The organism is Streptosporangium sp. NPDC023825 (assembly GCF_040639575.1).
Taxonomy (GTDB): domain Bacteria; phylum Actinomycetota; class Actinomycetes; order Streptosporangiales; family Streptosporangiaceae; genus Streptosporangium.
Genome location: NZ_JBFAAE010000008.1, coordinates 102,976 through 126,025, shown reverse-complemented (window position 1 = coordinate 126,025; position 23,050 = coordinate 102,976). Strand labels below are relative to the sequence as shown.

At 71.6% G+C, this 23,050-nt stretch carries 20 protein-coding genes; 13 read left to right on the top strand and 7 right to left on the bottom strand.

Going from position 1 to position 23,050, the window contains the following annotated elements; genetic code table 11:
• Nucleotides 1-30: 30 nt before the first annotated feature.
• The 3 genes from AB0G15_RS10350 to AB0G15_RS10340 are packed head-to-tail and all read right to left on the bottom strand — an operon-like array spanning nucleotide 31 to nucleotide 5,393.
• Nucleotides 31-3,402, bottom strand: a complete 3,372-nt coding sequence (locus AB0G15_RS10350; protein WP_362837310.1) for a BTAD domain-containing putative transcriptional regulator — start codon at nucleotides 3,400-3,402, stop codon at nucleotides 31-33.
• 53 nt (nucleotides 3,403-3,455) lie between these two features.
• Nucleotides 3,456-4,517 (bottom strand): lysylphosphatidylglycerol synthase transmembrane domain-containing protein, encoded by a 1,062-nt coding sequence (locus tag AB0G15_RS10345; RefSeq protein ID WP_362837308.1) that lies wholly within the window; start codon nucleotides 4,515-4,517, stop codon nucleotides 3,456-3,458.
• A 54-nt stretch (nucleotides 4,518-4,571) separates the two neighbouring features.
• Nucleotides 4,572-5,393: a PIG-L family deacetylase gene (locus tag AB0G15_RS10340; protein ID WP_362687313.1), complete on the bottom strand. Its 822-nt coding sequence runs from the start codon at nucleotides 5,391-5,393 to the stop codon at nucleotides 4,572-4,574.
• A 72-nt stretch (nucleotides 5,394-5,465) separates the two neighbouring features.
• On the opposite strand from AB0G15_RS10340, the gene AB0G15_RS10335 reads away from it, so the two are divergent.
• Nucleotides 5,466-6,632: a glycosyltransferase family 4 protein gene (locus AB0G15_RS10335; protein ID WP_362837306.1), complete on the top strand. Its 1,167-nt coding sequence runs from the start codon at nucleotides 5,466-5,468 to the stop codon at nucleotides 6,630-6,632.
• Between the two features lie 284 nt (nucleotides 6,633-6,916).
• Here AB0G15_RS10335 and AB0G15_RS10330 read toward each other — a convergent pair whose 3' ends face one another.
• On the bottom strand, nucleotides 6,917-7,312 hold the full coding sequence (locus AB0G15_RS10330) for a hypothetical protein (RefSeq protein WP_362837305.1): 396 nt from the start codon (nucleotides 7,310-7,312) through the stop codon (nucleotides 6,917-6,919).
• A gap of 133 nt (nucleotides 7,313-7,445) precedes the next feature.
• Between AB0G15_RS10330 and AB0G15_RS10325 the strand changes: the two genes are divergently transcribed.
• Complete coding sequence (locus tag AB0G15_RS10325) at nucleotides 7,446-8,786, top strand: APC family permease (protein ID WP_362837304.1); 1,341 nt, start codon at nucleotides 7,446-7,448, stop codon at nucleotides 8,784-8,786.
• A gap of 425 nt (nucleotides 8,787-9,211) precedes the next feature.
• On the opposite strand, the gene AB0G15_RS10320 is transcribed toward AB0G15_RS10325, so the two are convergent.
• The gene (locus AB0G15_RS10320; RefSeq protein WP_362837302.1) at nucleotides 9,212-10,492 is read right to left on the bottom strand and encodes a hypothetical protein; all 1,281 of its coding nucleotides are present in this window, start codon (nucleotides 10,490-10,492) and stop codon (nucleotides 9,212-9,214) included.
• A 98-nt stretch (nucleotides 10,493-10,590) separates the two neighbouring features.
• Here AB0G15_RS10320 and AB0G15_RS10315 point away from each other — a divergent pair, with 98 nt between their 5' ends.
• The gene (locus AB0G15_RS10315; protein WP_362837300.1) at nucleotides 10,591-10,965 is read left to right on the top strand and encodes an STAS domain-containing protein; all 375 of its coding nucleotides are present in this window, start codon (nucleotides 10,591-10,593) and stop codon (nucleotides 10,963-10,965) included.
• 87 nt (nucleotides 10,966-11,052) lie between these two features.
• Nucleotides 11,053-11,418 carry an STAS domain-containing protein gene (locus AB0G15_RS10310; protein WP_362837298.1) on the top strand — a complete coding sequence of 122 codons (366 nt, stop codon included), beginning with the start codon at nucleotides 11,053-11,055 and terminating at the stop codon, nucleotides 11,416-11,418.
• A gap of 78 nt (nucleotides 11,419-11,496) precedes the next feature.
• Here the strand turns inward: AB0G15_RS10310 and AB0G15_RS10305 are convergent, their stop codons facing one another.
• Together AB0G15_RS10305 and AB0G15_RS10300 are read right to left on the bottom strand one after the other, a co-directional pair.
• Nucleotides 11,497-12,234: a glycosyltransferase family 2 protein gene (locus AB0G15_RS10305; protein WP_362837296.1), complete on the bottom strand. Its 738-nt coding sequence runs from the start codon at nucleotides 12,232-12,234 to the stop codon at nucleotides 11,497-11,499.
• A gap of 322 nt (nucleotides 12,235-12,556) precedes the next feature.
• Nucleotides 12,557-12,841, bottom strand: coding sequence for a hypothetical protein (locus tag AB0G15_RS10300; protein WP_344917597.1), 285 nt, complete (start codon nucleotides 12,839-12,841; stop codon nucleotides 12,557-12,559).
• Nucleotides 12,842-13,125: 284 nt separating this feature from the next.
• On the opposite strand from AB0G15_RS10300, the gene AB0G15_RS10295 reads away from it, so the two are divergent.
• The 9 genes from AB0G15_RS10295 to AB0G15_RS10255 all read left to right on the top strand — a co-directional run bounded on the left by AB0G15_RS10295 (nucleotide 13,126) and on the right by AB0G15_RS10255 (nucleotide 22,944).
• Entirely contained in the window at nucleotides 13,126-14,520 is a 1,395-nt protein-coding gene (locus tag AB0G15_RS10295) for a helix-turn-helix transcriptional regulator (protein WP_362837294.1), read from the top strand.
• Nucleotides 14,520-15,425, top strand: a complete 906-nt coding sequence (locus tag AB0G15_RS10290) for an aminoglycoside phosphotransferase family protein (protein WP_362837292.1) — start codon at nucleotides 14,520-14,522, stop codon at nucleotides 15,423-15,425. Before AB0G15_RS10295 ends, AB0G15_RS10290 begins: the two co-directional genes overlap by 1 nt.
• A 23-nt stretch (nucleotides 15,426-15,448) precedes the next feature.
• Nucleotides 15,449-15,892, top strand: coding sequence for an SRPBCC family protein (locus AB0G15_RS10285; protein ID WP_362837290.1), 444 nt, complete (start codon nucleotides 15,449-15,451; stop codon nucleotides 15,890-15,892).
• A gap of 204 nt (nucleotides 15,893-16,096) precedes the next feature.
• A complete protein-coding gene (locus tag AB0G15_RS10280) occupies nucleotides 16,097-16,843 on the top strand; it encodes an IclR family transcriptional regulator (protein ID WP_362837288.1) in 747 nt (248 codons plus the stop codon).
• A 205-nt stretch (nucleotides 16,844-17,048) separates the two neighbouring features.
• The gene (locus AB0G15_RS10275) at nucleotides 17,049-18,224 is read left to right on the top strand and encodes a 4-hydroxybenzoate 3-monooxygenase (RefSeq protein ID WP_362837286.1); all 1,176 of its coding nucleotides are present in this window, start codon (nucleotides 17,049-17,051) and stop codon (nucleotides 18,222-18,224) included.
• A 345-nt stretch (nucleotides 18,225-18,569) separates the two neighbouring features.
• Nucleotides 18,570-19,226, top strand: coding sequence for a DUF998 domain-containing protein (locus AB0G15_RS10270; RefSeq protein ID WP_362837284.1), 657 nt, complete (start codon nucleotides 18,570-18,572; stop codon nucleotides 19,224-19,226).
• Nucleotides 19,227-19,447: 221 nt separating this feature from the next.
• Complete coding sequence (locus AB0G15_RS10265) at nucleotides 19,448-20,425, top strand: phosphotriesterase-related protein (protein ID WP_362837282.1); 978 nt, start codon at nucleotides 19,448-19,450, stop codon at nucleotides 20,423-20,425.
• A gap of 66 nt (nucleotides 20,426-20,491) precedes the next feature.
• The gene (locus AB0G15_RS10260) at nucleotides 20,492-21,934 is read left to right on the top strand and encodes a WGR domain-containing protein (protein ID WP_362837280.1); all 1,443 of its coding nucleotides are present in this window, start codon (nucleotides 20,492-20,494) and stop codon (nucleotides 21,932-21,934) included.
• Nucleotides 21,935-22,032: 98 nt separating this feature from the next.
• Nucleotides 22,033-22,944, top strand: a complete 912-nt coding sequence (locus tag AB0G15_RS10255; protein WP_362837278.1) for an MOSC N-terminal beta barrel domain-containing protein — start codon at nucleotides 22,033-22,035, stop codon at nucleotides 22,942-22,944.
• Nucleotides 22,945-23,050: the final 106 nt, after the last annotated feature.

Here is a 23,050-nt window from a genome sequence, read left to right as displayed (position 1 = left end):
CCGACCCGGGGAGCGCCGTCCCGGGAGGCGTCAGCCGCCGAGGGAGCGCTGTGCCGCCTCCACCCACCGGTCCACGCCGACCCGCTCGGCCACCGCGAGGGCGTTCTCGTAGTGCGGCTTCACCGCGTCGGCGAAGCCCAGCCGCAGTGCCAGGTCGCCCAGGGTCAGGGCGACCGGCCAGAGCGCCACCACCCCGGTGCCGGCGCCCGCGATCCGGTCGGCGAACGGCTTCAGCGTGTCGTACGCCTCGATCATCCGCTCCCGGTCGTCCAGCAGCATGCCCGCCAGGGCCCGCCAGATCATCGCCAGCTCGTAGAGGAAGTCGGGGCGCACGGGCGTCTTCACCGCGATGACGGCCCTGGCGTCGCGGTGGTGGCCCGCCGACGCGAGGGCCACCGCGTAGGCGTCGAGGGTCCACTTGGCCCCGCGCTGGTGCGCCTCGGCCAGCGGCTCGACCATCTCGGCGGCCCGCCCGTTCACCAGGTGCAGGCAGAACGTGGTGATCAGCGGCAGGTCCTGGCGGCCCTCCAGCATCCCGGCCTTGGCGGTCAGCCGGGCGGCCTCGCGGTAGGCGCGCTCCGCCCCGGCGAAGTCACCGGCGATCATCAGGCGCTGCCCGGCGTACCAGGCGACCACCGAGGCCGGCGCGGACAGGCCGTACTGCCTGGCCAGCCGCTCGGCGGCGGCCACGTGCGCGTCGGCCTCGGCGAACGCGCCCGAGGCGGCCGCGCACTCCATCAGCACCAGGTGGGCCAGCGCCTGCACCGAGATCTGCCCGGTCGCCTTGCCGACCTCCAGCAGCTCCCTGCCGATGACCTCGCGCTCGCCCACCGGGGTGATCCCGTACGACTGGCGCAGCCGCCCGCTCAGCGCGGTCGCCAGCAGGGCGGGGTCACCGGAGCGGCGGGCCAGCTCCTCGGCCTCCAGCGAGGCCTGCTCGCCCCGGGGGGTGGCCGACCCCTCCAGCTCCAGCGCGAGCGTGGCCAGCAGGCTCGCCCGCAGCGACTGCTCACCGGCGGGCAGCTCGACCAGCGCCTGCTCGGCGACGTCGACGATCTCCCAGGCGGTGCGGGTGAAGTCGCGGGCCATGCCCTTGTGCGGCACCGCCAGCGAGGCGGCCACCCGGGCGGTGAGCTCCAGGTTGCCCAGCGGCAGCGCCGCGTCCATCGCCTCGCGCCGCCGCCTGCGGGCCGCGGCCATGTCGCCGCAGAGCGCCAGCGCCTTGATCAGCCGCAGGGTCAGCAGCAGCCGGTCCCTGGTGCTGTCGGGCGTGTGGGTGATGCCCGACCTGTCGAAGGCGGCGATGGCCTGCTCCCACAGGGTGGCCGCCTCGCGGTGGGCGAAGCGCCGCTCGGCCTGCTCGGCGGCGAGCCCGGCGTAGTGCACCGTCTTGCCGGCGGTCTCGCTGGTGCCCGCCGAGTCGTAGTGGTGGGCCAGCGCGGCCACGTCGCCGGGGTTCCTGCGCTCGATCACCGAGGCCACCGCGGCGTGCAGCCGGGAGCGGCGCAGCCGGGAGGCGTCGGAGTACAGGGTGTCGCGGACCAGGTCGTGGTCGAAGCGGAGCATGCCGGGGCCCGGCTCGGTGACCAGGCCGGCGAGCAGCGCCGCCTCCACCGCGTCGACCACGGCCTCCTCGTCGCCCGAGACGTCGACCAGCACGTCCACGTCGACGTCCCGGCCGATCACCGCGGCCTGCAGCAGGATCTGCTGGGCGGTCGAGGGCAGCCGGGAGATCCGCCTGCGCAGCACGTCGCGGACGCCGGAGGGCACGCCGGAGATCACCTCGGCGGCCGTCGCGCGGTCGCTCACCGCCTCGGCGTCGAGCAGGCGCACCGTCTCGCGGACGAAGAAGGGATTGCCGCCGGTGCGCTCGACGATGCTGTTGACCGCGTCCTCGTCGACCTCGCGCACGCAGGTCGCCCTGACCAGCTCGGCCACTGCCTTGGTGTCGAGTCCGGTGAGGCCGACCCGGACGGGACCGAGCCTGGCCAGCGCGGCCAGCACGTCGGCCTGCTGGTCGCTCAGCTCGCTGTCGCGGCAGGTCACCACCAGCAGCACCCGGCTGGTGGCGAGCAGGCTCGGCAGCGCGCGCAGCAGCGCCAGCGTCTGGTCGTCGGCCCAGTGCAGGTCCTCCAGGGTGAGCAGGATCGGCGTCTCCTTGGCGACGGCGGCGAGGTAGCCGCCCACCGCCCGGTGCAGCCGGAACCCGCCGGAGGCCTGGTCGTCGTCGGGTTCGGGGGCCGCGTCGTCGAGGAGCGGTGCCAGCAGCGAGGCGTACTCGCCGGGCCCGGCCGCGTTCACCAGGGTGCGCAGGATCTCCACCCACGCCCAGCCGGGAGGTGTGGCGCTGCTGTCGGGACAGGCGCCCGAGGAGATGCCCCACCCGTCGTCGGACAGCCGCCTGATGAGCTGGCGGACCAGGGTGGTCTTGCCCGCGCCCGCGTCGCCGCTGATGATCGCGACGGTGAACCGGCCGGTCCTGGCCGCGGCGGTGGTCAGCCTGCCCAGCTCGGCGTCGCGGCCGACGAACGGCTCCGGCTCCAGCGGGGGAAGCTCCACCTGGGCCACCGTGGGCCTGGGCGGCCAGGTCTCCGCGGCCACCTGCTGGCGCTGCCTGGACGGCGGCGGGACGGCGAGCTGCAGGCCGGGGTCCTGGGACAGGATGTCGGACTCCAGCTTGCGCAGCGCCGGGCCCGGGTCGATGCCCAGCTCGTCGGAGAGGATCGTGCGCGCCCGCCGCAGCGCCGCCAGCGCGTCGCCCTGCCGCCCGCAGCGGTACAGACCCAGGGCGAGCAGCCGCCAGCCCTCCTCACGGAGCGGGTGCTCGGTGGTCAGCGCCTCCAGGTCGGGCACCGACTCGGCGGGCAGGCCCATCCGCAGGCCGCTGTCGGCGTGCCGCTCGCGGGCCACCAGGCGCAGCTCGGTGAGCCGGTTGACCTCGGCCTCGGCCCACGGCTGGTCGGCGAAGTCGGAGTACGGGGTGCCGCGCCACAGGCCCAGGGCCTTCTCCAGGCGGGCCCGCGCGGAGGCGGGGTCGTCGCCCTCCAGGTGCTCTCCGGCGGTGCGGACCAACGTCTCGAAGCGGAGCGCGTCGACCTGGTCGGGGGCGGCGCGCAGCGCGTAGCCCGAGGCCACGGTCACCAGCAGCCGGTTGGGGCCCCCGCGCGGACGGCCCGGCTCCAGCACCCTGCGCAGCCGGGAGATGTAGACCTGAAGACCCGACTGGGCGCCCTTGGCCGCGTCGTCGTCCCACAGGTCGTACAGCAGGGAGTCGACGGGAACGACCTGCCCGCGCGCGACGAGCAGGCGTGCCAGGACCGCACGTTGACGAAGCCCGCCCAGGTCGAGCTCGTCTTCACCGGAATGCGCCTCGACCGGGCCGAGAACTCGGAAAGCCACCATGTCAGCCGCCACGCTATGTGGGCCTTCCGATCGCATACAAGGTATTTCCCAATCTAGCGGCTGATCGACTCCTTTTCAGGGGCCGGAGCGGCGTTCTCACGCCTGCGCAGGAACGTCCACGCCCCCAGTGCCAGCCCGCCGAAGGGGATTTCGACAGTGTAGGTCCAGAACCCGAAAAGCAGGGCGGCGGCGGTGGCGGAGTCCAGCGGAGCGCCGAAGAAGACCAGCGCGCCGATGGTTCCGGCCTCCATTATTCCGGTACCGCTGGGAGTCACCAAAGCCGTGGTCAGGACCCTGGACAGGGCGAAGGCGGCGATCGACTGCGCCAGGCCGGGGTAGGCGCCGGTCGCGTGCAGGCAGACGACGAGGATCAGCCACTGGAAGCCGAGGAAGAAGACCATGCCCAGCGTCAGCCCGGCCCAGCGGCTCCGCACGATCTCGGAGGTGTCGGCCCGCAGCTTGACCAGCGCCTCGGAGGCGGCACGCTCGCCGGGACGGATCCGGCGGGGGAGCAGCCGGGTCAGGGCGTCGAGGCCGCGGCCCAGCACGTTCGCGGCGCGGTCCCAGTAGAGGGCGACGGTCACCACGGCGACCAGCGCCAGGATGGACAGCACACCGGCCCAGCCCGCCCTGGTCACCGAGGGGCTGAGCGGCTGCCCGCTGAACAGCAGGGCCACGATGCCCGCCGCGGGCAGCAGGAAGCGGAACAGGGTGTTCCAGATGCCGGTGGTCAGCGTGGAGACCACCACCGCCCGCGTCTGGAAACCCCAGCTCCTGGTCATCGCGAACGTCATCGCCACCCCGGCCGCCCCGCCGAAGGGGAGCAGGTTGCTCACCGCGCTGCCGCTCGCGTTCAGCGTCAGGGCCTGCAGGTGGGTCAGCCCGGGAAGGGAGGCGGTCAGCACGAACGTGTACGCGAGGAGGCTGAGCAGCCAGACGGCGGCCATCAGCGCGACCTCCCCGGCACTCAGCGCGGCGAACTGCGCGCCGATCTGCGCCCAGGAGACGTGCTTGCCCGTCAGCGCCGCCACGACCTGGGGCATGAAGAACACGAGCGTGGCGGCCAGTGCCAGAGACACCACCGACAGCCCGACCTGGAACAACCTGCTCTTCATGCGCCACGCCCGCTCTTCATCCGGCACCCCCGGTCAAGTCTGCCGGTCCCGTTCTCATCCTTTCGGAGGAACTTCGAAGGGGTGCCTCAGCCGGGAGCCCAGGGGGGCGTCCCGGCGGACGTACCACTCGGTGCCGAAGACGAGGCGGTACAGGGGCTGGGGGATCTTGAGCATCACCCCGAGCGTGCGGGTGTCGGCGCCGGTGGCCTGGGAGGCGTGGGCGGCCATGCTCGCCCGCTTCTGGCGGGCGAAGCGCCGCACCGCGACCCGATGGGTGATCACCTCGCCCGGGGAGTACGCCCGCTCGAAGGCCCGGATGTCGAGCTGCGGGTAGAACCTCCTGGCGAGCCGCAGCCCCCGCAGCAGGGGGTCGCGGTTGACGGTCGCCTCCAGCACGATCGGGGTCCTCGCGATCTCGGCCGCCCGGCCGCCCACCCGGTGCACCTGGACGTGGTCGGGGTGGCCGTAGCCGCCCGCAGGGTCGTAGGTCGTCAGCAGGTCGGCCTTCTCCTCGGTGAGGATGGCGGCCAGCCGCCGGGCGGCCTCCTCGGCGTCGGCGTCGATGAAGGCGTCGTCGGGCCGGTCGTCGGCCACCCCGCCGCCGGGCGCGAGCCCGGAGTCGCCGTAGCCGAGGTTCACCACGCGGGCGCAGCCGAGTGCCGCCGCCGATTTGTACAGCTCGGCCATGCGGGCGGCGCCCAGCGCCTCACCGGGTTCGAGATCGGCCTGGCCCCGCTCTCCCGAGGTCGCCACGACGAGCACGACCCGGTGGCCCTCGGCGGCGAGCATCGCCATGGTGCCCGCGGTGAGCAGGGCCTCGTCGTCGGGATGGGCATGAAAGAACACTGCTGTCTTGACGCTGCTGATCAGGCTCACTCCGTTCGCGCGACTCGGGCGCGCCCTCGCGGGGCACGCAGGCATGATCTCACGCGGGTCTACGCTGGCACGGTGAGGATCCTCCACATCAGTGACTGTTATCTGCCGCGTCTCGGCGGGATCGAGGTGCAGGTCGCCGATCTGATCCGGACGCAGCGGGAGGCGGGTCACCAGGTCGAGGTGGCGACCGCCACCCCGGGGGAGAGCCTTCCCGGGGTGCACAGGATCGTCGCGAGACTACCCTTCGACCTGCCGGTCCATCCGTTCGGGACGGGACACCTGCTCCGTCTGGTGAGAGCGCGGCGACCCGACGTGGTGCACGTGCACACGGGCGCGGTCTCGCCGTTCGCCTGGATGGGCGTGCGGGCGGCGACCCGCGCGGGCCTGCCCGTGGTCGTCACCGTGCACAGCATGTGGGACCCGGTCACGCGGGCGGTCTACCGGGGACTGCGGCTGCTGTTCGGGTGGCACCGCTGGGGGCTGGTGGGCACCGCGGTGAGCGAGGCCGCCGCGCTGCCGATCCGCGCTGTGGCCGGGCCCGGCGTGCCGGTGCACGTGGTCTCCAACGGCCTGGACGTCTCCGGCTGGCGCTCCATGTCCCTCCCCGCAGATCCGGTACGGCCCGAGCCGGGCGGGGATCATCCGGCACGGTCCGCGCCGGGCGGGGATCCGGTACGGCCCGAGCCGGTGCACGTCGTCGCGGTGGGGCGGCTCGCGCCCCGCAAGCAGCCGGTCCGGTTGCTGAAGCTCCTGAGGGAGACCCGTGCCCGGGTGCCGGGGGAGACGCCGATGCGGGCGACCGTCGTCGGGGACGGCCCGGCCCGGTCGCAGATGGAGCGCTACCTGAGGGCCAACGGCATGACCGGCTGGGTCTCGCTGCCCGGCCGCTACAGCCGCGACCAGATCCGGGAGTTGCTCGCCTCGACGGACGTGTTCGTCGCCCCCGCGCCGCGCGAGTCCTTCGGGCTGGCGGCGCTGGAGGCCAGGGCCGCGGGGGTGCCGGTGGTGGCGCGCGCGCAGAGCGGGGTGGCCGACTTCGTACGGCCCGGCAAGGAGGGGCTGCTCGGGAGGAGTTTCGACGACCTGGTCGCGTCGGTGGCCAGGCTGGTCCGCGACCGCGAGCTGCGCGAGTCGATCGCGGCGAACAACCGGGAGACCGAACCCGTCCGCAGCTCCTGGCCCGCGGTGCTCGAAGGCTTCGAGCGCTGCTACGAGCAGGCTCGCGCCTCCAGGACCTGACGTGCCCCGCCTCGCGCGGGCGAGGTCCGGCGGCCGCGTGGCCCGGGGCGGGGTGAGCGGGGCCGGGTGAGCAAGGCCGGGGCGGGGAAACGTACGAGGCCCCTGCCGCGCGGCGGCAGGGGCCTCGATGGAGCCTGACGGAACCCGGTGGAATCCGGTGGAGATGGTGGGTACGGCCGCCGCACCGCACTGCCCCCCGCAGGCGGGGCGGCGGCCGTACCCGGAGTGCCCCCTGTCGCCAGGGGGCACGAGCCCGGTTGACGGGTTCGTCCGGGAGCGAGTCCCTAGGAGCAGGCCTCGGCGAGCTTGGTGGTCGCCTCCTGGGCCTTCGTCGTCATCGAGCCCAGGGCCGTGGTGGCCGCGGCAGGGTCGTTCGGGTCGATCTTGAACGACTCGAACGACGCGGCGAGGTCGTTGAGGGCGGAGGCCACCTCGCCGTCGGCCGTGCCCGCCAGCGTCTTGAGGTCGGCGGTGAGCTTGGCGGTGGCGTCGTTGTACTTGGTGAGGTCGCCGGCGCTCGCCGTGACGGCGGTGGTGAAGTCCCCCAGGGGCTTCGACCACGCGGCCTCGGTGCAGACCGCGCTGTTGGCGGACGACGCGCCACAGGCGGCGGTCATCGATATGAGAGCGATTCCCGCGGCGGCGACGGCGAGGCGGCGGGAGGAGAGAGCGCGGAACATTTCTGCCTTTCATTGCATTTCGTGACAGTTGGAACTGTAGGCAGGGTTCCTTGCGGATCACTTTCATGACGCTTACAGCAGTGACTCGTGTGACCTGACGTGATTTTTCCCTAGCGGCGGGTAAGGGCGAGGCATGGCTGAGGCGATCGTCGATCCCGGTTCCGGTCAGCACTCGCTCAAGCGGGTCATCGGGCGCAAGGTCCTGCTCGTGTTCGTGGTGGGCGACATCCTCGGCGCGGGGATATACGCGCTGGTCGGAAAGGTCGCCGGACACGTCGGCGGGGCGCTGTGGGCGCCCTTCCTCGTGGCTTTCGTGCTGGCCGCGCTGACGGCGACCGCCTATGCCGAACTTGTCGGCAAATATCCTCAAGCAGCCGGTGCCGCGCTTTATGCGAACAAAGCGTTCAACATTCCCTTTGTCACTTTTATCGTGGCATTCGCGGTGCTGATGAGCGGGATCACCTCGGCGAGTGCGGCCGCGCGGGCCTTCGGCGGCGACTACCTGGGGGAGTTCGTCACGCTGCCGGTCGTCGTCGGCGCCTTCATCTTCCTCGGCCTGATCGCGCTGGTGAACTTCGCCGGGATCTCCGAGTCCATCAAGGTCAACGTGGTGCTGACGATCATCGAGGCGTTCGGCCTGGTGGTCATCATCGCGATCGGGATCTTCGCCCTGCTGTCCGGTGACGGCGACCCGGCGCGGGCCCTGGAGTTCCACCCGGCCAACGGTGCCTTCCTCGGCGTCCTGGGAGGTACGGCCCTCGCGTTCTACGCCCTGCTCGGCTTCGAGGACTCGGTCAACCTCGCCGAGGAGGCCAAGGAGCCGCAGCGGGACTTCCCCCGCGCGCTCTTCGGTGGCCTGACCATCGCGGCGATCATCTACATGGGAGTCGCGTTCACGGCGACCATGCTGGTCGACACCAAGACGCTGACGGACTCGTCGGGCCCGCTGCTCGAGGTCGTCAAGGTCGCCGGGCTGGCGTTCCCGCCCAAGTTGTTCGCCCTGATCGCGCTGCTCGCGGTGGGCAACACCGCGCTGATCAACATGCTCATGGCCTCGCGCCTGGTCTACGGCATGGCGCGTGAGGGGATCGTGCCGCGGGTCTTCGCGGCGGTCCATCCGACGAGGTCCACCCCGTGGGTGGCCATCGTCTTTACCGTGGGTGTCGCGGCGGTGCTGGTCGCCACCGGCGACGTGGGCGGCCTGGCCGACACCACGGTGCTGTTGTTGCTGTGCGTCTTCACGCTGGTCAACGTGGCCGTGCTGGTTCTCCGCAAGGACCGGGTGGACCACGATCACTTCCGGGCACCGAGCTGGATGCCCGTCCTGGGGGCGGTGGTCTGTTTCGTCCTGGTGCTTCCGATCACCGGCAGGGACGTGGACGTCTACGTCCGCGCGGGAGTGCTGCTCGTGATCGGAGTGGCCCTCTGGTTCGTCAACCGGCTGTTCCTCTCAGAAGGGCAGCGCTCGTCCTGAGGGGGTACGGAGGTCCAGGGCGACGGGTTTCCGGGGCGGCCGGGGCTTTTGGAGGATAAGAACCTTTTTCATGTGATACTCCCTCTTTGTTGGAGTTTGAGAGAGACTACGTCACCTGACCGACTTTTTCACGGATTTTTTACCAAGCGTGCGCAGGTCTGGGGTGGGATCAGGGGTTCTAGGGGTCGCGTGAGCGCGCGGATCCGGGTGGCGTCCAGGGCGGAGGTCTGCCCTCCGGCGTCCTGGTCGTGTCGTCGAGGGCTCTGTCGTGGTGTTTGGGGGTAATAGTCCGGCATGTCCGCACAGTAAGCGGCTCATGTTTCCGGCGGGGACACCGTGTGTTCCAAGTCCGCGACCTCGGCGCCGCGCGAGGCGGCCGGACTCGCGAGCTCGGCGAGACCTTGGGGACGAGGTCGGCGGCGGGGTCAGCGGCGGAGTACGAAGGCCTTCTCGTCGTCGCCCACGCCGACCGAGCCCACCGCCCACAGCGAGCCGGTGCCCGGCACCCGGGTCAGGCCCGTGCCGCCGACGTCGTCGGTCTCGTCGTACTGCTGGGTGGTGGTGTAGGTGCGGAACAGCGGACCGTACTCGCGTGACCAGACGGTGCCGTCGAAGCGGAGGACGAGCACCTGCCCGGCGTGATCGGCGTCGACGCCGCTGATCCACAGGTCGCCGGGGCCGGAGGCGGTGACCCCGTGCAGGCTCCCCCGGGAGACCGGCACCTCGACCCGCGTCCAGCGGGTCCCGTCCCAGCGCAGGACGAGCGGCCGCGTCCCCTCGCCGCCCTCCCGGGCGTCCGTCGGCGTCTCCGCCCGGGCGCTCGGCCCGGTCTCGCCCTCCGGCCGGGACGCAGGGGCGGAGACCTGCCCGACCGCCCACACCTCCGACGGTGAGACCTGCCAGACCTGGCTGAGCCGGCCGCCGGGGATCGGCGGCGTCTGCGGGCTCTCCCACGATCCGGCCGTGCCGTGCCAGACCAGCGGGGTCCGGGTCTCGCTCGTTCCCACCGCCCAGACGTGTCCCGCCCCGGAGGTGATCGCCTCGAGGGTGCCCCCGGTGCTCAGCGCGTTGCGGAACCCGCCGCCCGCCCACTCCAGGACGACCGCGCCGGAGGGGCCGTTCGCGGTGAACCACGCGTCGCCGCCGCTCGTCGTGACGTCCGACAGCCGGTAGTCCTCGGCCACCCCGAAGGGCCGGTGCGGGGCCCACGCCCGCCCGTTCCAGTGCGCGGCGAACGCGCTCGGGCCGTTGCCCGCCACCCACACGTCGTCGGGCCCGGCCGCGCCGACCCCCTCCAGACGATGGGCGCCGGCCTCCTCGCCCAGGGGCATCTCCCGCCAGCGGCTCCCGTTCCAGCGCAGGACGGCGGGCGTGCCCTCCCTGTCCTCGGCGCTGTCCTGGTATCCGACGGCCCAGACGTCGCGGGGCCCGGTCGCCGCCACGTCGAGCAGCGCCGTGCCGCCCGAGAGCTTCGCGCCCCCCACGGCCGTCCACTCGGCGGACGCGGCGACCGCACCGGTCGCCGCCGGACTCGCCGAGGGGTCCCGCGGCGCGGGGCTCGGGGAGGTGGAGCCGGGGCCGGCGGGGGCCGGCGAGGTCGTACCGCCCGGCGCCGGTGTCGCGGTGCGCTCGGCCGGAGCCGCGCCGCACGCGGCGATCAGGAGCGTTCCGCCGACCAGTACCGCCACCGGGCGCGCTTTCACCATGCCACCATTGTTCCGCATGCCTCTGTCGTCCGGCCGTGCCCGCGATGATTAGAACCGCCTGGCTGGGGCACCGGGGACGTAGGCGGGAGAGGATGCCGATGTCGAAGGCTGAGGAGGACGCGGGCTTCCGCGTCCGAGCCGACAAGCACAGCCATTTCACCGCCCTGCACGCGGTGGGAGCACTGGACTACGGGTCCTCCCCGCTGCTGAAGGAGCAGGCCGACGCCGCGTTGGGGGCGACCGACCACCCGCGCCTGGTGATCGACCTCACCGAGGTCACCTTCTGTGACTCCACCGGATACGGCGTGCTGATGTACGCCCTCACCCGTGTCCGCCGGGTCGCGGGCTCGCTCATCCTCGTCGGCCCCTCCACCGTGATGAGGCAACGGCTGAGCCGTCTGGGGGTGGCGGAGCTGTTCGACACCCGGCGCACGGTCGAAGAGGCGGTGGAGGCGTTTCCCGAGACGACGTGAACGGCCGGGTTTCTCCGCACCAGGACGATCCGTGCCGTATGGGACAGTTATTGTTGCTCGGGCAAAGGGTCGGTCAGAGGGTTGGTCATGTTCATGGGAGATGAGCCGGAGACGGTCTTCACCGCCACATCCGGGCTGCACGGTACGACGCTCGTCGTACGGGCGAGTGGAGAGCTTGATCATTACCACACGTCCGTGCTGCGCGAGGAGATGGGAAGGGCATGGGACTCCCTGCCCTCGCCGATGCTGATCCTCGACCTGTCCGCCCTGACCTTCTGTGACTCCTCCGGGATCGGCGAGCTGCTCCAGGTGCGCCACCAGGGCCTGAACCGAGGGGTGCGGGTCATCCTCACCGGCGTTCAGGGCAATCTGGCCAGGCGGCTCCACCTCGCCGGCCTGATCCAGGTGTTCGAGGTGCTTCCCTCCGTGGCCGACGCGCTCGAGGTCGCCTGAGGCTCCGGCGCGTCCGGGGTGCGAGGGTGCGGGCCGGCGTGTGCCGGTGTCCGCCCGATCTTGTGGGAACCCCCCGGCTCAGGCGGTGGCGTGGGTGGCGTGCTCCTGCCGCAGCCGGATGCCGCCGACGCGTCCCTCGCGCTCGCGGAGGATGGTGCGGAGCACCCGCAGGCCGTCGCGGACGGCGTGCAGGTTGCTGGCGCCGTGGATGCGGCTGCGCTCGTGGCTGGGGACCTCGCGGATGACGAGACCGGCCTGGGCGGCGCGGATGTTCATGAGGGTCTCGATCTCGAAGCCGTCGCAGTCGAGGTCGAGCGCGTCGAGGTGGCGGGCCCAGAAGGCGTTGTAGCCGTAGCACAGGTCGGTGTAGCGGGTGCCGTACAGCCGGTTGGTGATCTTGGTCAGCACCGTGTTGCCGAGCGAGCGGATCGGGCTGATGTCGTCCGAGCCTCCGCCGGGGGCGCAACGGGAGCCCTTGGCGAAGTCGGCGCCCTCGACCAGCGCGGTCACGAAGGCGTGGATCTCCCGGCCGTCGGTGGACCCGTCGGCGTCGATCATGACGATGATGTCACCGGTCGCGGCGGCGAAACCCTCGGTGAGAGCGTTGCCCTTTCCCCTGCGGGTCTGGCTGACGACACGCAGTCCCGGACGGAGGGCCTTGGCCACGGCCACCGTGTCGTCGGTGGAGTTGCCGTCGACCAGGATCACCTCGTCGATCCAGGACGGCAGGGTCGCGAAGACGTGGGGGAGGTTCTCGGCCTCGTTCATGGCGGGGACGACCACACTGACACTGAAGGCAAAGGGGGCGCTGTTCATGGTCACAAGGTCTACCGAACCGCCTGCAGAACGCTTGAAAGCCTCTTGCAACCCCGTACGTGACGGAGGATCGTGCCTGTTGACCTCCCCTTGGAGGCGGCGAGAGGGTCTCTTCACCGACCGTTCCCGAAGGGGAGGCGCGACCCGATGCGGATCGCCGGGGTCGTCAGAAGGGGAGCGTACGACCCGAGGGGCTGCGCAGATCGAGCGGCACCGGCTCACGGGGCGGACGCGGACGTTGCACGACCAGGATCCTTTTCACGGTGCCGCTCCATTCTGGGCTTGATCACCGGGTGTTACCCATGTCAGGCCCAAGAATCACCTATCTCCGTATCACATGAAGAACACTGGCCACACGCTCCGCGGCCGTCGCGACGTCCTCCGCGTGACCGATGCGCCCCGCCCAGGACAGCCAGAACCACCACTCGCCGTCCTCCTCGTGGGCGGCGAGCACGTCCTCGGTCCTGGCGGGGGCCATGGGGTTGATCACGTGAAGCCGTGGATAAAGCCCTGCGGCCGACCTCAGCCGCACCTGGAAGGCGTGTGCCTCCAGCTGGGCGGCCAACCGGCGCAGGTGGTCGATGCCTTCGCCGTGCTCTGCCATCATCCGGATCACTCCTGGCGGACACTTGTGACTTGCCTCTTTGCAGAGTGCGGTTTTGCGGCACTTGAGGCAATCGGTCCCTTCGCAATCCCCCTCGGGAACAGTGGAATAGACCGGAAAGTCGCTGATGTTCCGTGGAGAAACCGCGAATAAAAGGAACGTCGCGCACAGCCGCGTTTACGCTGAGGTGCACGTTTGTTAATGTTGTGTAAACAGCGACCGGGAGGGGCGCCGTGGCCCGAGGTGAGCATTCCCCCGCGTGCGCGCGACGGTGGCGGGAGCAGGCGGTGTCCAGGCAGTGGACCCACTGGCAGACCGCGCAGGCCATCCACGGCTGCTGCGGGGCGAGCCTGCTCAAGGCACACCGCCTGGCCAGGGGATGGTCGGCCAGGCAGTCCGTTCAGGAACTCGAGGAGCTCTGCGAGCGCCAGGACCTGGGCGAGGCGCGGGCCAGCATCGACCTGCTCAACGCCTGGGAGAACAACCGGGCACGGCCGCGCCCGCAGACCATCGATCTACTGGCCCGACTGTACCGCGCGAACGCCGTAAGGCTGGGCCTGGCCGGAGACTACTGCGAGGACGGCGGGGGCACCAAGGTCGTGGTCGTCTCCGGTGGCGAGGCCCGCACGCCGTACCAGACCGAGGAACGGGAACGGTCCGAGGACGACATCGAGCGGCGGGCGCTGTTCCACCACGCCCTGCTCGGCTCGGAATCCGTGATGACCGGCCGGCTGCTGGCCGAGGTCGAGCGGACCCGCCAGGACCTGGACCGTACGCTCGCCCTCGCCACCGTCTCCGAGGAGCAGCTCGACCGGCTCGACGAGCAGGTGCTGCGCTACCGGCGCGAGTACATCAGCAGCGCGCCGCTGCCGATGCTCTACCGGCTCATGCTGGAGCTGTCGGACGTCAGGATGCTCTCGCTGGCCCGTCAGCCCGCGATGGCCCAGCGCCGCCTGCTCAACGCCACCGTCATGCTGGCGCTGCTGTCGGCCGACGCGCTGATGAAGCTCGGCGACACCCGCCAGGCCCACGCCTGGTACGGCACCGCGCGCAACGCCTCCGACGACATGGGCGACGTGCGGCTGCGCGCTCTCGTCCGGGCGCAGCAGGCGATGCTCCCCTACTACTACGGCGACCTGGCCGAGACCGTGCGGCTGGCCCGCGAGGCCAGGATGCTCGCCGGCAGCGCGCCCAGTTCCCCGGCGGCGCTCGGCGCGGCGGCGGAGGCGCGGGCACTGGCCCGGATGGGCGAGCACAAGGCCGCCAGGGTCGCGCTCGCCGAGGCGGAGCGGATCTTCGCCAGGATGCCCCCCGAAGGCCACGACCACCTGGCGTTCCGCTTCTCCGAGCGGCGGCTGCAGTTCTACCGGATCGGCACCCTGATCGAGCTGGGCGAGGACGTCGACTGGAACCCGGGGCCCGCCGGGCCCTCGATGCCGTACGCCATCGACCCGGTCCTCCTCCTGCTCGACCAGGCCGCGCACCTGGTCCGCGACGGCAAGATCGACGACGCCTGCCACCTGGCGGAGAAGGCGCTGCTCCAGGTCCCGCCGGAACACCGCACCTCCATCGTGCTCAACCGCGCGCGGGCGCTGCTGTCGGAGGTGCCGCAGGCCAGGCACAGGGCGGCGGCGGTGCGACGCCTGAACGACCTGGTCATCGGCGCGGCACCGGTCGGCTGATGAACGCGCTCGCCGAGGAGGCGTTCACCGTCCTGCGGGAGGTCTGCGAGGACCTCGGCATCGACCACAGGGACGCGGAGTTGCTGCGGGTGCGCAGCAACGCCGTCTTCAAGCTGCGCAGCGAGATCGTGGTCAGGATCGCCACCGCTCCCAACGCGCTGACCCGGCTGCCGCTGGTCCTGGCGGTGGCGCGCTGGCTCGCCGAGCAGGGGTTTCCCGCGGTGCGCCCGGCCGACGAGATCTCCGAGCAGCCCGTGGTGCACGAGGGCAGGGTCGTCACCTTCTGGCACTACGTTCCGGCCAGCGGCCGGCCCACCACCACGGAGCTGGGGGAGATCCTGCGCAGCCTGCACCTGCTGCCGGTCCCGCCGGTGGCGTTGCGGCGTTTCGTCGACCCGCTGTGCGAGGTGCGCCGCGCCGTGGACCGATCCGAGGAGCTGACCTCCTGCCAGCGGGTCTGGCTGCGCGACCGCATCGCGGAGCTGACGGAGCGCTGGTCGGACCTCGGTGTGGACGACGCGCCGGTGCTGCTGCACGGCGACGCGTGGATCGACAACCTGCTGCGCTGCACGGACGGCCACGTGGTGCTCTGCGACTGGGACGGCGTCGCGGTCGGCCCCCGCGAGTGGGACCTGGTCCACACCTACCACGGCCAGCGGCGCTTCGGCCTGACCGCCGCCGACGTGGACGCCTTCGCCGACGCGTACGGCAGCGACCTGCGTTCCTGGCCGGGGTACTCCACTCTCATGGAGGTCAGGGACATCTACGCGGTGGGCATCCACATCCGCAACGCCGCCGCCGACCCGTTCTCCCGACGCGAGCTTCCCCGCAGGCTGGATTCCCTCACCCGAGGTGAGCAACATGCCCGCTGGTACATGGCCGAACCCGTTACTGTCTCCCAGTAAAGATCTTAAAACGGGGGCATGTCATGCCAAAGGTCACTTTACGTAACACCTTTCACGTCCGTAACACCCCGGAGGCGCTCCACGCCCATCTGAGCCAGCCGCAGAGCTACGTGGGGCTCTCGCCGCTGGTGGTCGCCGTCAAGGACGTCGAGCGGGGCGAGGCAGAGACCCGCTACACCTCGGTGGAGCGGTTCAGGTTCTTCGGCCTCGTCACGTACGACAACATGATCAAGGTGACGTTGCGGAGCACGCCGCGGACCGTCGAGGGCGAGGTCGCCAGCCCCGGCGGCGTGCGCCTGGACTACCGGTTCACCCTCAACGAGAAGAACGGGGGCACCGAGGTCGAGGACATCCTCGTGGTGCACGCCTGGGTCAGGCCGCTGCTGGGCTACGCCGCGAGGAAGGCCCGCGAGGTGCAGCTCGCCCGAGCCGGGGTCCTCGCCTCCCGCCTGGGTTCCGCTCCCTAGGCTCCGTCTCTCAGGGCCCGCTCTCTGGATTTCTCTCCCCGGGTCGCGCCTTCCGGGTTCCTTTTCCCGGAGGCCGCTTCGAATTCCGCCTCCAGGCTTGCGCCTCCCGGCTTCCTTTTTCCGGAGGCCGCCCCGGGTCGCGCCTTCCGGTTCCGTCACGGCCGGCGCGGCGGGATCCGCGGGCCAGGACCTAGGCTGGGGCGCGTGAGGGCGCCCACGGTCACCGGGAAGGTCATGGCCATCCTCGGCGCGTTCCTGCCGGGAGACGTGCGGCTGACGCTCACCGAGATCTGCCGCCGGGCCGAACTGCCGCCCGCCACCGGCCACCGGCTGGTCAGGGAGCTGGTGGAGGGCGGGTTCATGGAGCGGCTCCCCGACGGCTCCTACCGGGTCGGGATGCTCCTGTGGCAGATCGGCGCCCAGGCCGCGGAGCCGAGGGAGCTGCGCGAGCTCGCCCTGCCGTACATGGAGGACCTCTACGCCGCCACCCGCGAGAACGTGCAGCTCGCGGTGCTCCGCGACGACCGGGCACTCTACCTCGAGCGACTGCGCGGGCCCACCTCCGTGCCGGTCGTCTCGCGCGTGGCGGGGGAGCTGCCGCTGCACGCGACCGGGGTCGGCAAGGTCCTGCTGGCCTTCGCGGACCCGAAGACGGTGGAACGGGTGCTCGCCAGGGAGCTCACCGCGCACGCGCCGAACACGGTGGTGGACCCGGCGCGGCTCCGTACCGAGCTGGAGGAGGTCCGCAGGACCGGGATCGCCCGTACGCAGGAGGAGATGTCGGTGGGCACCTGCTCGGTCGCGGCGCCGGTACGGGGGGCGGGCGGCCGGGTGGTGGCGGCGCTGTCGTTGGTGACCTGGCGGCACACCGCCGATCCGCGACGGCTGGCGCCGGCGGTGCTGTCCGCCGCCGCCGCGCTCTCCCGCGACCTCGCCGCCGCTCCCCGCTGAGCGTTCGCGGCCGCTTCGCGCCGCCTGTCTCCCGTCGCCGATGTTTCCCGCCGCCTGGTTCCCGCTTCCGCCGGACGTTCGCGGACACCTCTGTCTCCCGCTTCCGCCGGACGTTCGCGGCCCCCTTTCGCTCTCGCGGGGTGGGGGTTTCCGCTGAGCGGAAGGGGGCGGTATGCGAGGGCGGACGGTACGGGATGCTCGGGGCATGCGAACTCAGGTCGGGATCGTCGGCGCGGGACCCGCCGGGCTGCTCCTCTCCCATCTGCTCCACCTGCGGGGCATCGACTCGGTGGTCCTGGAGGCGCGGAGCAGGGAGTACGTCGAGCAGCGCGTGCGGGCCGGGGTGCTGGAACAGGGCACGGTGGACGTGCTCAACGAGGCGGGTGTCGGCGACCGGATGCGCGCGGAGGGGTTGCCGCACCACGGCATCGAGTTGCGCTACGGCGGGGCCGGGCACCGCATCGCCTTCGAGAAGCTGGTCCCCGGGCGGGCCATCACCGTCTACGGCCAGCAGGAGGTCGTCAAGGACCTCATCGCCCGGCGGCTGGCCGACGGAGGAAAGATCCTCTTCGACGTTCCCGACGTCGCCCTGCACTCGCTGGAGAAGGACCCCTACCTCACCTTCCAGGGCGAGCGCCTCGACTGCGACGTGATCGCCGGGTGCGACGGCTTCCACGGCGTCTCGCGGCCGTCGATCCCCGAGGGAGTCCTGTCGGTCTTCCAGCGCGACTACCCGTTCGCCTGGCTCGGCATCCTCGCGCGGGTCCCGCCGTCGTCCGAGGAGCTGATCTACTCCCACAGCGACCGGGGTTTCGCGCTGCACAGCATGCGCTCCCCGGAGATCAGCCGCTTCTACCTCCAGGTCCCCCCGGACGCCTCGCTCGACGACTGGCCGGACGAGCGGATCTGGGCCGAACTGCGGGCCCGCCTGGAGACGGTCCCGGGGTTCGCGCTGGCCGAGGGGCCGATCATCTCCAAGGACCTGTCGGCGATGCGCTCGTTCGTCGCCGAGCCCATGCGTCACGGCAACCTCTACCTCGCCGGGGACGCCGCCCACATCGTGCCGCCCACCGGCGCCAAGGGGCTCAACCTGGCCGTCGCGGACGTCCGGCTGCTGACCGCGGCCCTGGCGGAGTTCTACGCGACGGGCTCCACCGCGCTGCTGGACACGTACTCCGACGGCTGTCTCAAACGCGTCTGGCGCGCCCAGCACTTCTCCTGGTGGATGACGACGCTGCTGCACACCTTCGACGCCGACGACCCCTACGGGCGGCGCCTGCAGACCTCCCATCTCGACTACGTCACCTCCTCCGAGGCCGCGGCGACCACGCTCGCGGAGAACTACGTCGGCCTGCCCTTCGACCCCGGAACCCTCCCGTGACTCCCGCCGGCCCGCGCCCGCGTTGAGTCGTCCCCGCGCCGGCCCGCGCCCGCGTTGAGTCGTCCCCGCGCCGACCGGCACCCGCGTTGAGTCGTCCCCGGCTGCCGCGTCGCCGCGCTGCGAGTGCCCCGGAAGAGCCGCCCCTCGGGACCCCATCCCCGGGGGCGGAACCCTGAGGGGGAAGGCCCTACCATCGCGGGCTTTCGCCCAGTTCAGGAGCGTATATCGGGGAATATCCCCGATGGGTGGGCACCACCCCGTCCCGGGGACCATCCGGGAACGTTCAGGGGCGGCCGGGGGCGGTCTCCGATATTCCGTGATCTCGCTCGTCGCCATCGTTGAGGCATGGGAAGCCAGGCGTTCACGCGGCACACGATGATCCTCGGCGGCTACGCGGCGATCGGCGCGGGAGCCGTCACGATGCTCGGACTGCACGTGGTCACCGGTCTCGATCCGGTGCACACCGTGATCAGCGAGTACGCGTTCGAGGCGGACGGCTGGCTGCTGCCTCTGTCGCTCACGCTCTTCTCCGTCGCGGCGGCGATCATCGGGGCCATACTGGCCCGTCGCGGTGAGGATCGCGCGGTGGCCCTGCTGGTCGGGACCTGGGGCCTGTGCATGCTGCTGATCGGCGCCTTCCCGACCGACGAGCCGGGCGTGCCGCTGTCGATGTCCGGCGGCATCCACAGGTACGCGGCGTTCGTGGCCTTCCTCACGATGCCGATCGCCGGGCTGCTCCTGGCCAGGCGGTACGCGACCAGCCCGTACGCCCGCCCGGTCCGGCTGCTCAGCCTGGCCGCCCTGGGTGTGCTGGTACTGGTGGTCCTCCCGTACGTGGTGCGGATGCTCGGCGTGGACCTGACCAACGACGACATCCCCGCCGGGGTGATCCAGCGGCTGGTGGTGGGGTTCGAGGTGGCGGTGCTGGCCATGCTGGGGCTGGTGGCCGGTGCCAGGCACGGCCGCGTCCACCGCCCGCTCCCGGCGACCGCCCGCGCCTGACCGTTCCCGCCCGGCCGTCCCCTGCCGTCCGCTCGACCCGACCGTTCCCGGCCGAACCTCCCCGCGCCGTCCGCTTGCCCCGACCGTTCCCGTTCGGCCGTTCCCGCGCGGTCCGCTCCGCGTGGCAGGTTGACGGTCCCGGTGGCCCGGCCTACCTTCGCAGGAAGCGACCGCTCGGTACGTCACCGCCGTCCGGTCGGACCATCCCCCGGAGGACGCGCATGCCGGTCGTGAACACCGTCAGAGGTCCCGTCGACGTCGCCGACCTGGGCCGGACCCTCATGCACGAGCACGTCTTCGTCCTCTCTCCCGAGCACGTCGACAACTACGGCAGGGGCGCGTGGTGGGACGAGGAGTACCGGGTGGCCGACGCCGTCACCAAGCTCAGGGCGCTGGCGGCCAGAGGCGTGAAGACCGTCGTCGACCCGACCGTGTGGGGACTGGGCCGCTACATCCCGCGCGTGCGGCGGGTGGCCGACCAGGTGCCGGAGCTGAACATCGTCGTCGCCTCCGGGATCTACTCCTTCGACGAGGTCCCGCACCAGTACGAGCACCGGGGCCCCGGCCTGATGATGGACGTGCCCGAGCCGATGGTCGAGGACTTCTCCCGCGACATCGTCGAGGGCATCGCCGACACCGGGGTGAAAGCCGCGTTCCTGAAGTGCGCGATCGAGAGCAGGGGGCTCACCCCCGGCGTCGAGCGGATCTGCCGGGCGGTCGCCCGGACCCACCTGCGGACCGGCGTGCCGATCACGGTGCACACCAACCCCTCCACCGGGAGCGGGCTGGTCGTCCTGGACCTGTTCGTCAAGGAGGGGGTCGACCCGGCCAAGGTCGTGCTCGGGCACTCGGGCGACTCCAACGACCTCGACCATCTGATGCGGCTGGCCGACACCGGCGCGACGCTCGGCATGGACCGCTTCGGGCTGGACGCCTACAACTCCACGGCGTCGCGGATCGCCACCGTCGTCGCGCTCTGCGAGCGTGGCTACGCCGACCGGATGGTGCTCAGCCACGACAGCGCGTGCTTCATGGACTACTTCGGCGACGCCTGGGACGAGGGCATACCGCTGGCCGCGCCGAACTGGCACTTCGGCCACATCCACGACGACGTGCTCCCGGCCCTGCGGGAGGCCGGGGTGAGCGACGCGCAGGTGGACCAGATGCTGATCGACAACCCTCGCCGCTACTTTTCCTGACTTTTCGTTATTTGTCGTACGGCTGCCCTACGCTCCCGGAAAGTCGATCAACCGAGAAGGTGGAGCATGGCCGCGCGGAGCACTTACCTGGAACTGTCCGAGGACGGCGGGAGCTCGCACAAGTTCTACGAGGTCATGGTCGACGGAACCGAGGTGACGATCAGGTACGGCCGCATCGGCGAGTCGGGCCAGTCCAAGGCGTCGGCGTTCGCCAGCGCGGCGAAGGCCGAGGCGGCCGCCGCGAAGAAGATCAACGAGAAGGTCCGCCGGGGTTACGCCCCCGCCGTCCAAGGGGTGCGCCAGCGCCGCGCGGTCACCCGGCGCAGCGTGGAGAGCACCCGCTCCACCGCCACCCAGGCGCCGGTGCTGTGGCGCTTCGCCAGCGGCGCGGCGGCGTTCGGCATCTTCGTCGACTCCGAGCGCTGCTGGGTCGGCAACCAGCGCGGCGACGTCTACACCGTCACCCACGGCGGCACCGTCACCGGCCGCTTCAAGCTGCCCGACGGGGTCAAGTGCATCGTCGGCGACGACTTCTGGATCTACGCGGGCGCCGACGACGGCAAGGTCTACGACCTCGGCGGCAAGGTCCCCAGGGTCGCGTACGAGATCGCCGAGGACGTCGACATCTACTGGCTGGACATCCACGACGGCGTGCTGGGCGTCTCCGACCGCGCCGGGCGGATCACCACCATCGACCACGAGGACGAGTTCCAGTGGGCGCGCAAGGGCAGGGGCGACTCGGCCTGGATGGTCCGCTGCGACGACGAGGCCGTCTACCACGGGCACTCCACCGGGGTGGCCCGCTACGACGCCGCCGACGGGACGCCCGTCTGGGAGACGCCCCTCACCGGCGCGGTGCTGTTCGGCTGGCAGGAGGCCGACTCGGTCTACGCCGGTACCTCGCGCTCGGCCGTGCACCGCCTGCGCAAGTCGGACGGCGCCTCCCAGGCGGTCTACCGCTGCGACGCCACGGTCTTCTCCTGCGCCACCGCCCCCGGCGGCCGGTACGTGTTCGCCGGCGACAACCACTCCTCGATCTACTGCTTCGACCAGAGCGGCGAGCGCCTGTGGAAGCTGGCGACCGGCTGCGGCTCCGCCTTCTCCATGCAGTATCTCGACGACCGCCTCTACATCGTGACCACCGACGGCACCCTGGCCTGCATCGACGCCACCGAGGAGGCGATCAGGGCGGCCCAGGACGGCACCGTCCCCGAGGCCGTGGACGTCAAGGCGTCCGCCGGGCTGGCGGTGGTGGAGCCCACGACCGCGCTGGAGACCGTGGTGTTCGACGCCGTCCCCGACACCGGCGACGGCGTGGTGGTGGAGTGCTTCCGCGAGGGTGAGCGGCTCCGGGTGCGGGTGGTCAGCGAGGGCTACGACGTGCGGCGCAACGTGCAGTTCCCCAAGGGCGTGCGCGAGGCGGGCGCCCGCTATCTCGTCGAGGGCGTCCGCTTCTCCGAGCGGGGCGGTTTCTACCGGGCGTACGGCGACATCAGGCGCCTGCTCTGATCTCCCCGATGGACCGTCGGCAGCAAAACTAACGAGATTTTGTCAGATACTGTCGCTTCCTGACCTCTCTTCCTGATGGATGTCCTAGCGTCCGATACATGGTGCATGACTTCCGCGGCGCGGTCCCGGCGAGGACGGGGGAGAACCCCGCAGGTGAAGGCTCGGCTGAAGGCTCGGCGCGCGAGGGATTCGTGCGGGGGCGCTCGGCTCTCGGCGGGAAGAGCGCGGTCGCCGTCGTCGTGGAACTGAACGTTTTCCCGCTAAAAAGCGCGGGAGGCACCCCTCTGGCCGGTGCCGAGCTGACACCGACCGGGCTGCGGCACGACCGCGAGTTCATGCTGGTCCGGCCGGACCTGCGGCATCTGTCACAGCGGGAGCTGCCCCGGCTGGCGACACTGCGGCCCGCGTACGACGGCGTGAAGCTCGTCGTGGGCGCGCCCGGGGCGGTGGCACCCCTGGTCCACGAGCCGGTGGACGGGCCGGTGCTGGAGGTGACCGTGCACGGGAAGCCCTGCCAGGGCGTGGACCAGGGGGAGGAGGCCGCCGCGTGGTTCTCCGGCCTCCTCGGGGAGCCCTGCCGCCTGGTCCGCTTCGCCGGCACCCGGCCCACCTCGCGGGGCGGCGGCACGCTGGCGTTCGCCGACGCCCACCCGCTCTCCGTACTGTCACGCGAGTCCCTCGACGACCTGAACCTGCGCGTGGGCGGCACGCTGCCGATGAACCGGTTCCGGCCCAACATCGTGCTGGAGGGCCTCGGCCCCTACGGCGAGGACGCGTTGTCCACGCTGCGCGTCGGCACCGCCGAGATCGAGTTCATCAAGCCCTGCGCGCGCTGCGTCATCATCAACGTCGACCAGGACTCCGCACGCAGGAACGGCGAGCCTCTCCGGGTGCTGGCCGGCTACCGGACCCGGGTCTTCGAGGGCGATCGCGGCGTCATGTTCGGCCGGCTCGGCATCCCGCGCGCCCTCGGCACGATCGCGGTCGGTGACACGGTCACCGCGTCGTGAGCGGCGGCGAACGGGAGAAGCCCGTCGCGGGCCGGAACCGAGGGTGGGGGTTCCGACCCGCGACGGGCCGGGTCAGGCCGGGTCGGGCCAGGTCGGGCGGGGTCGG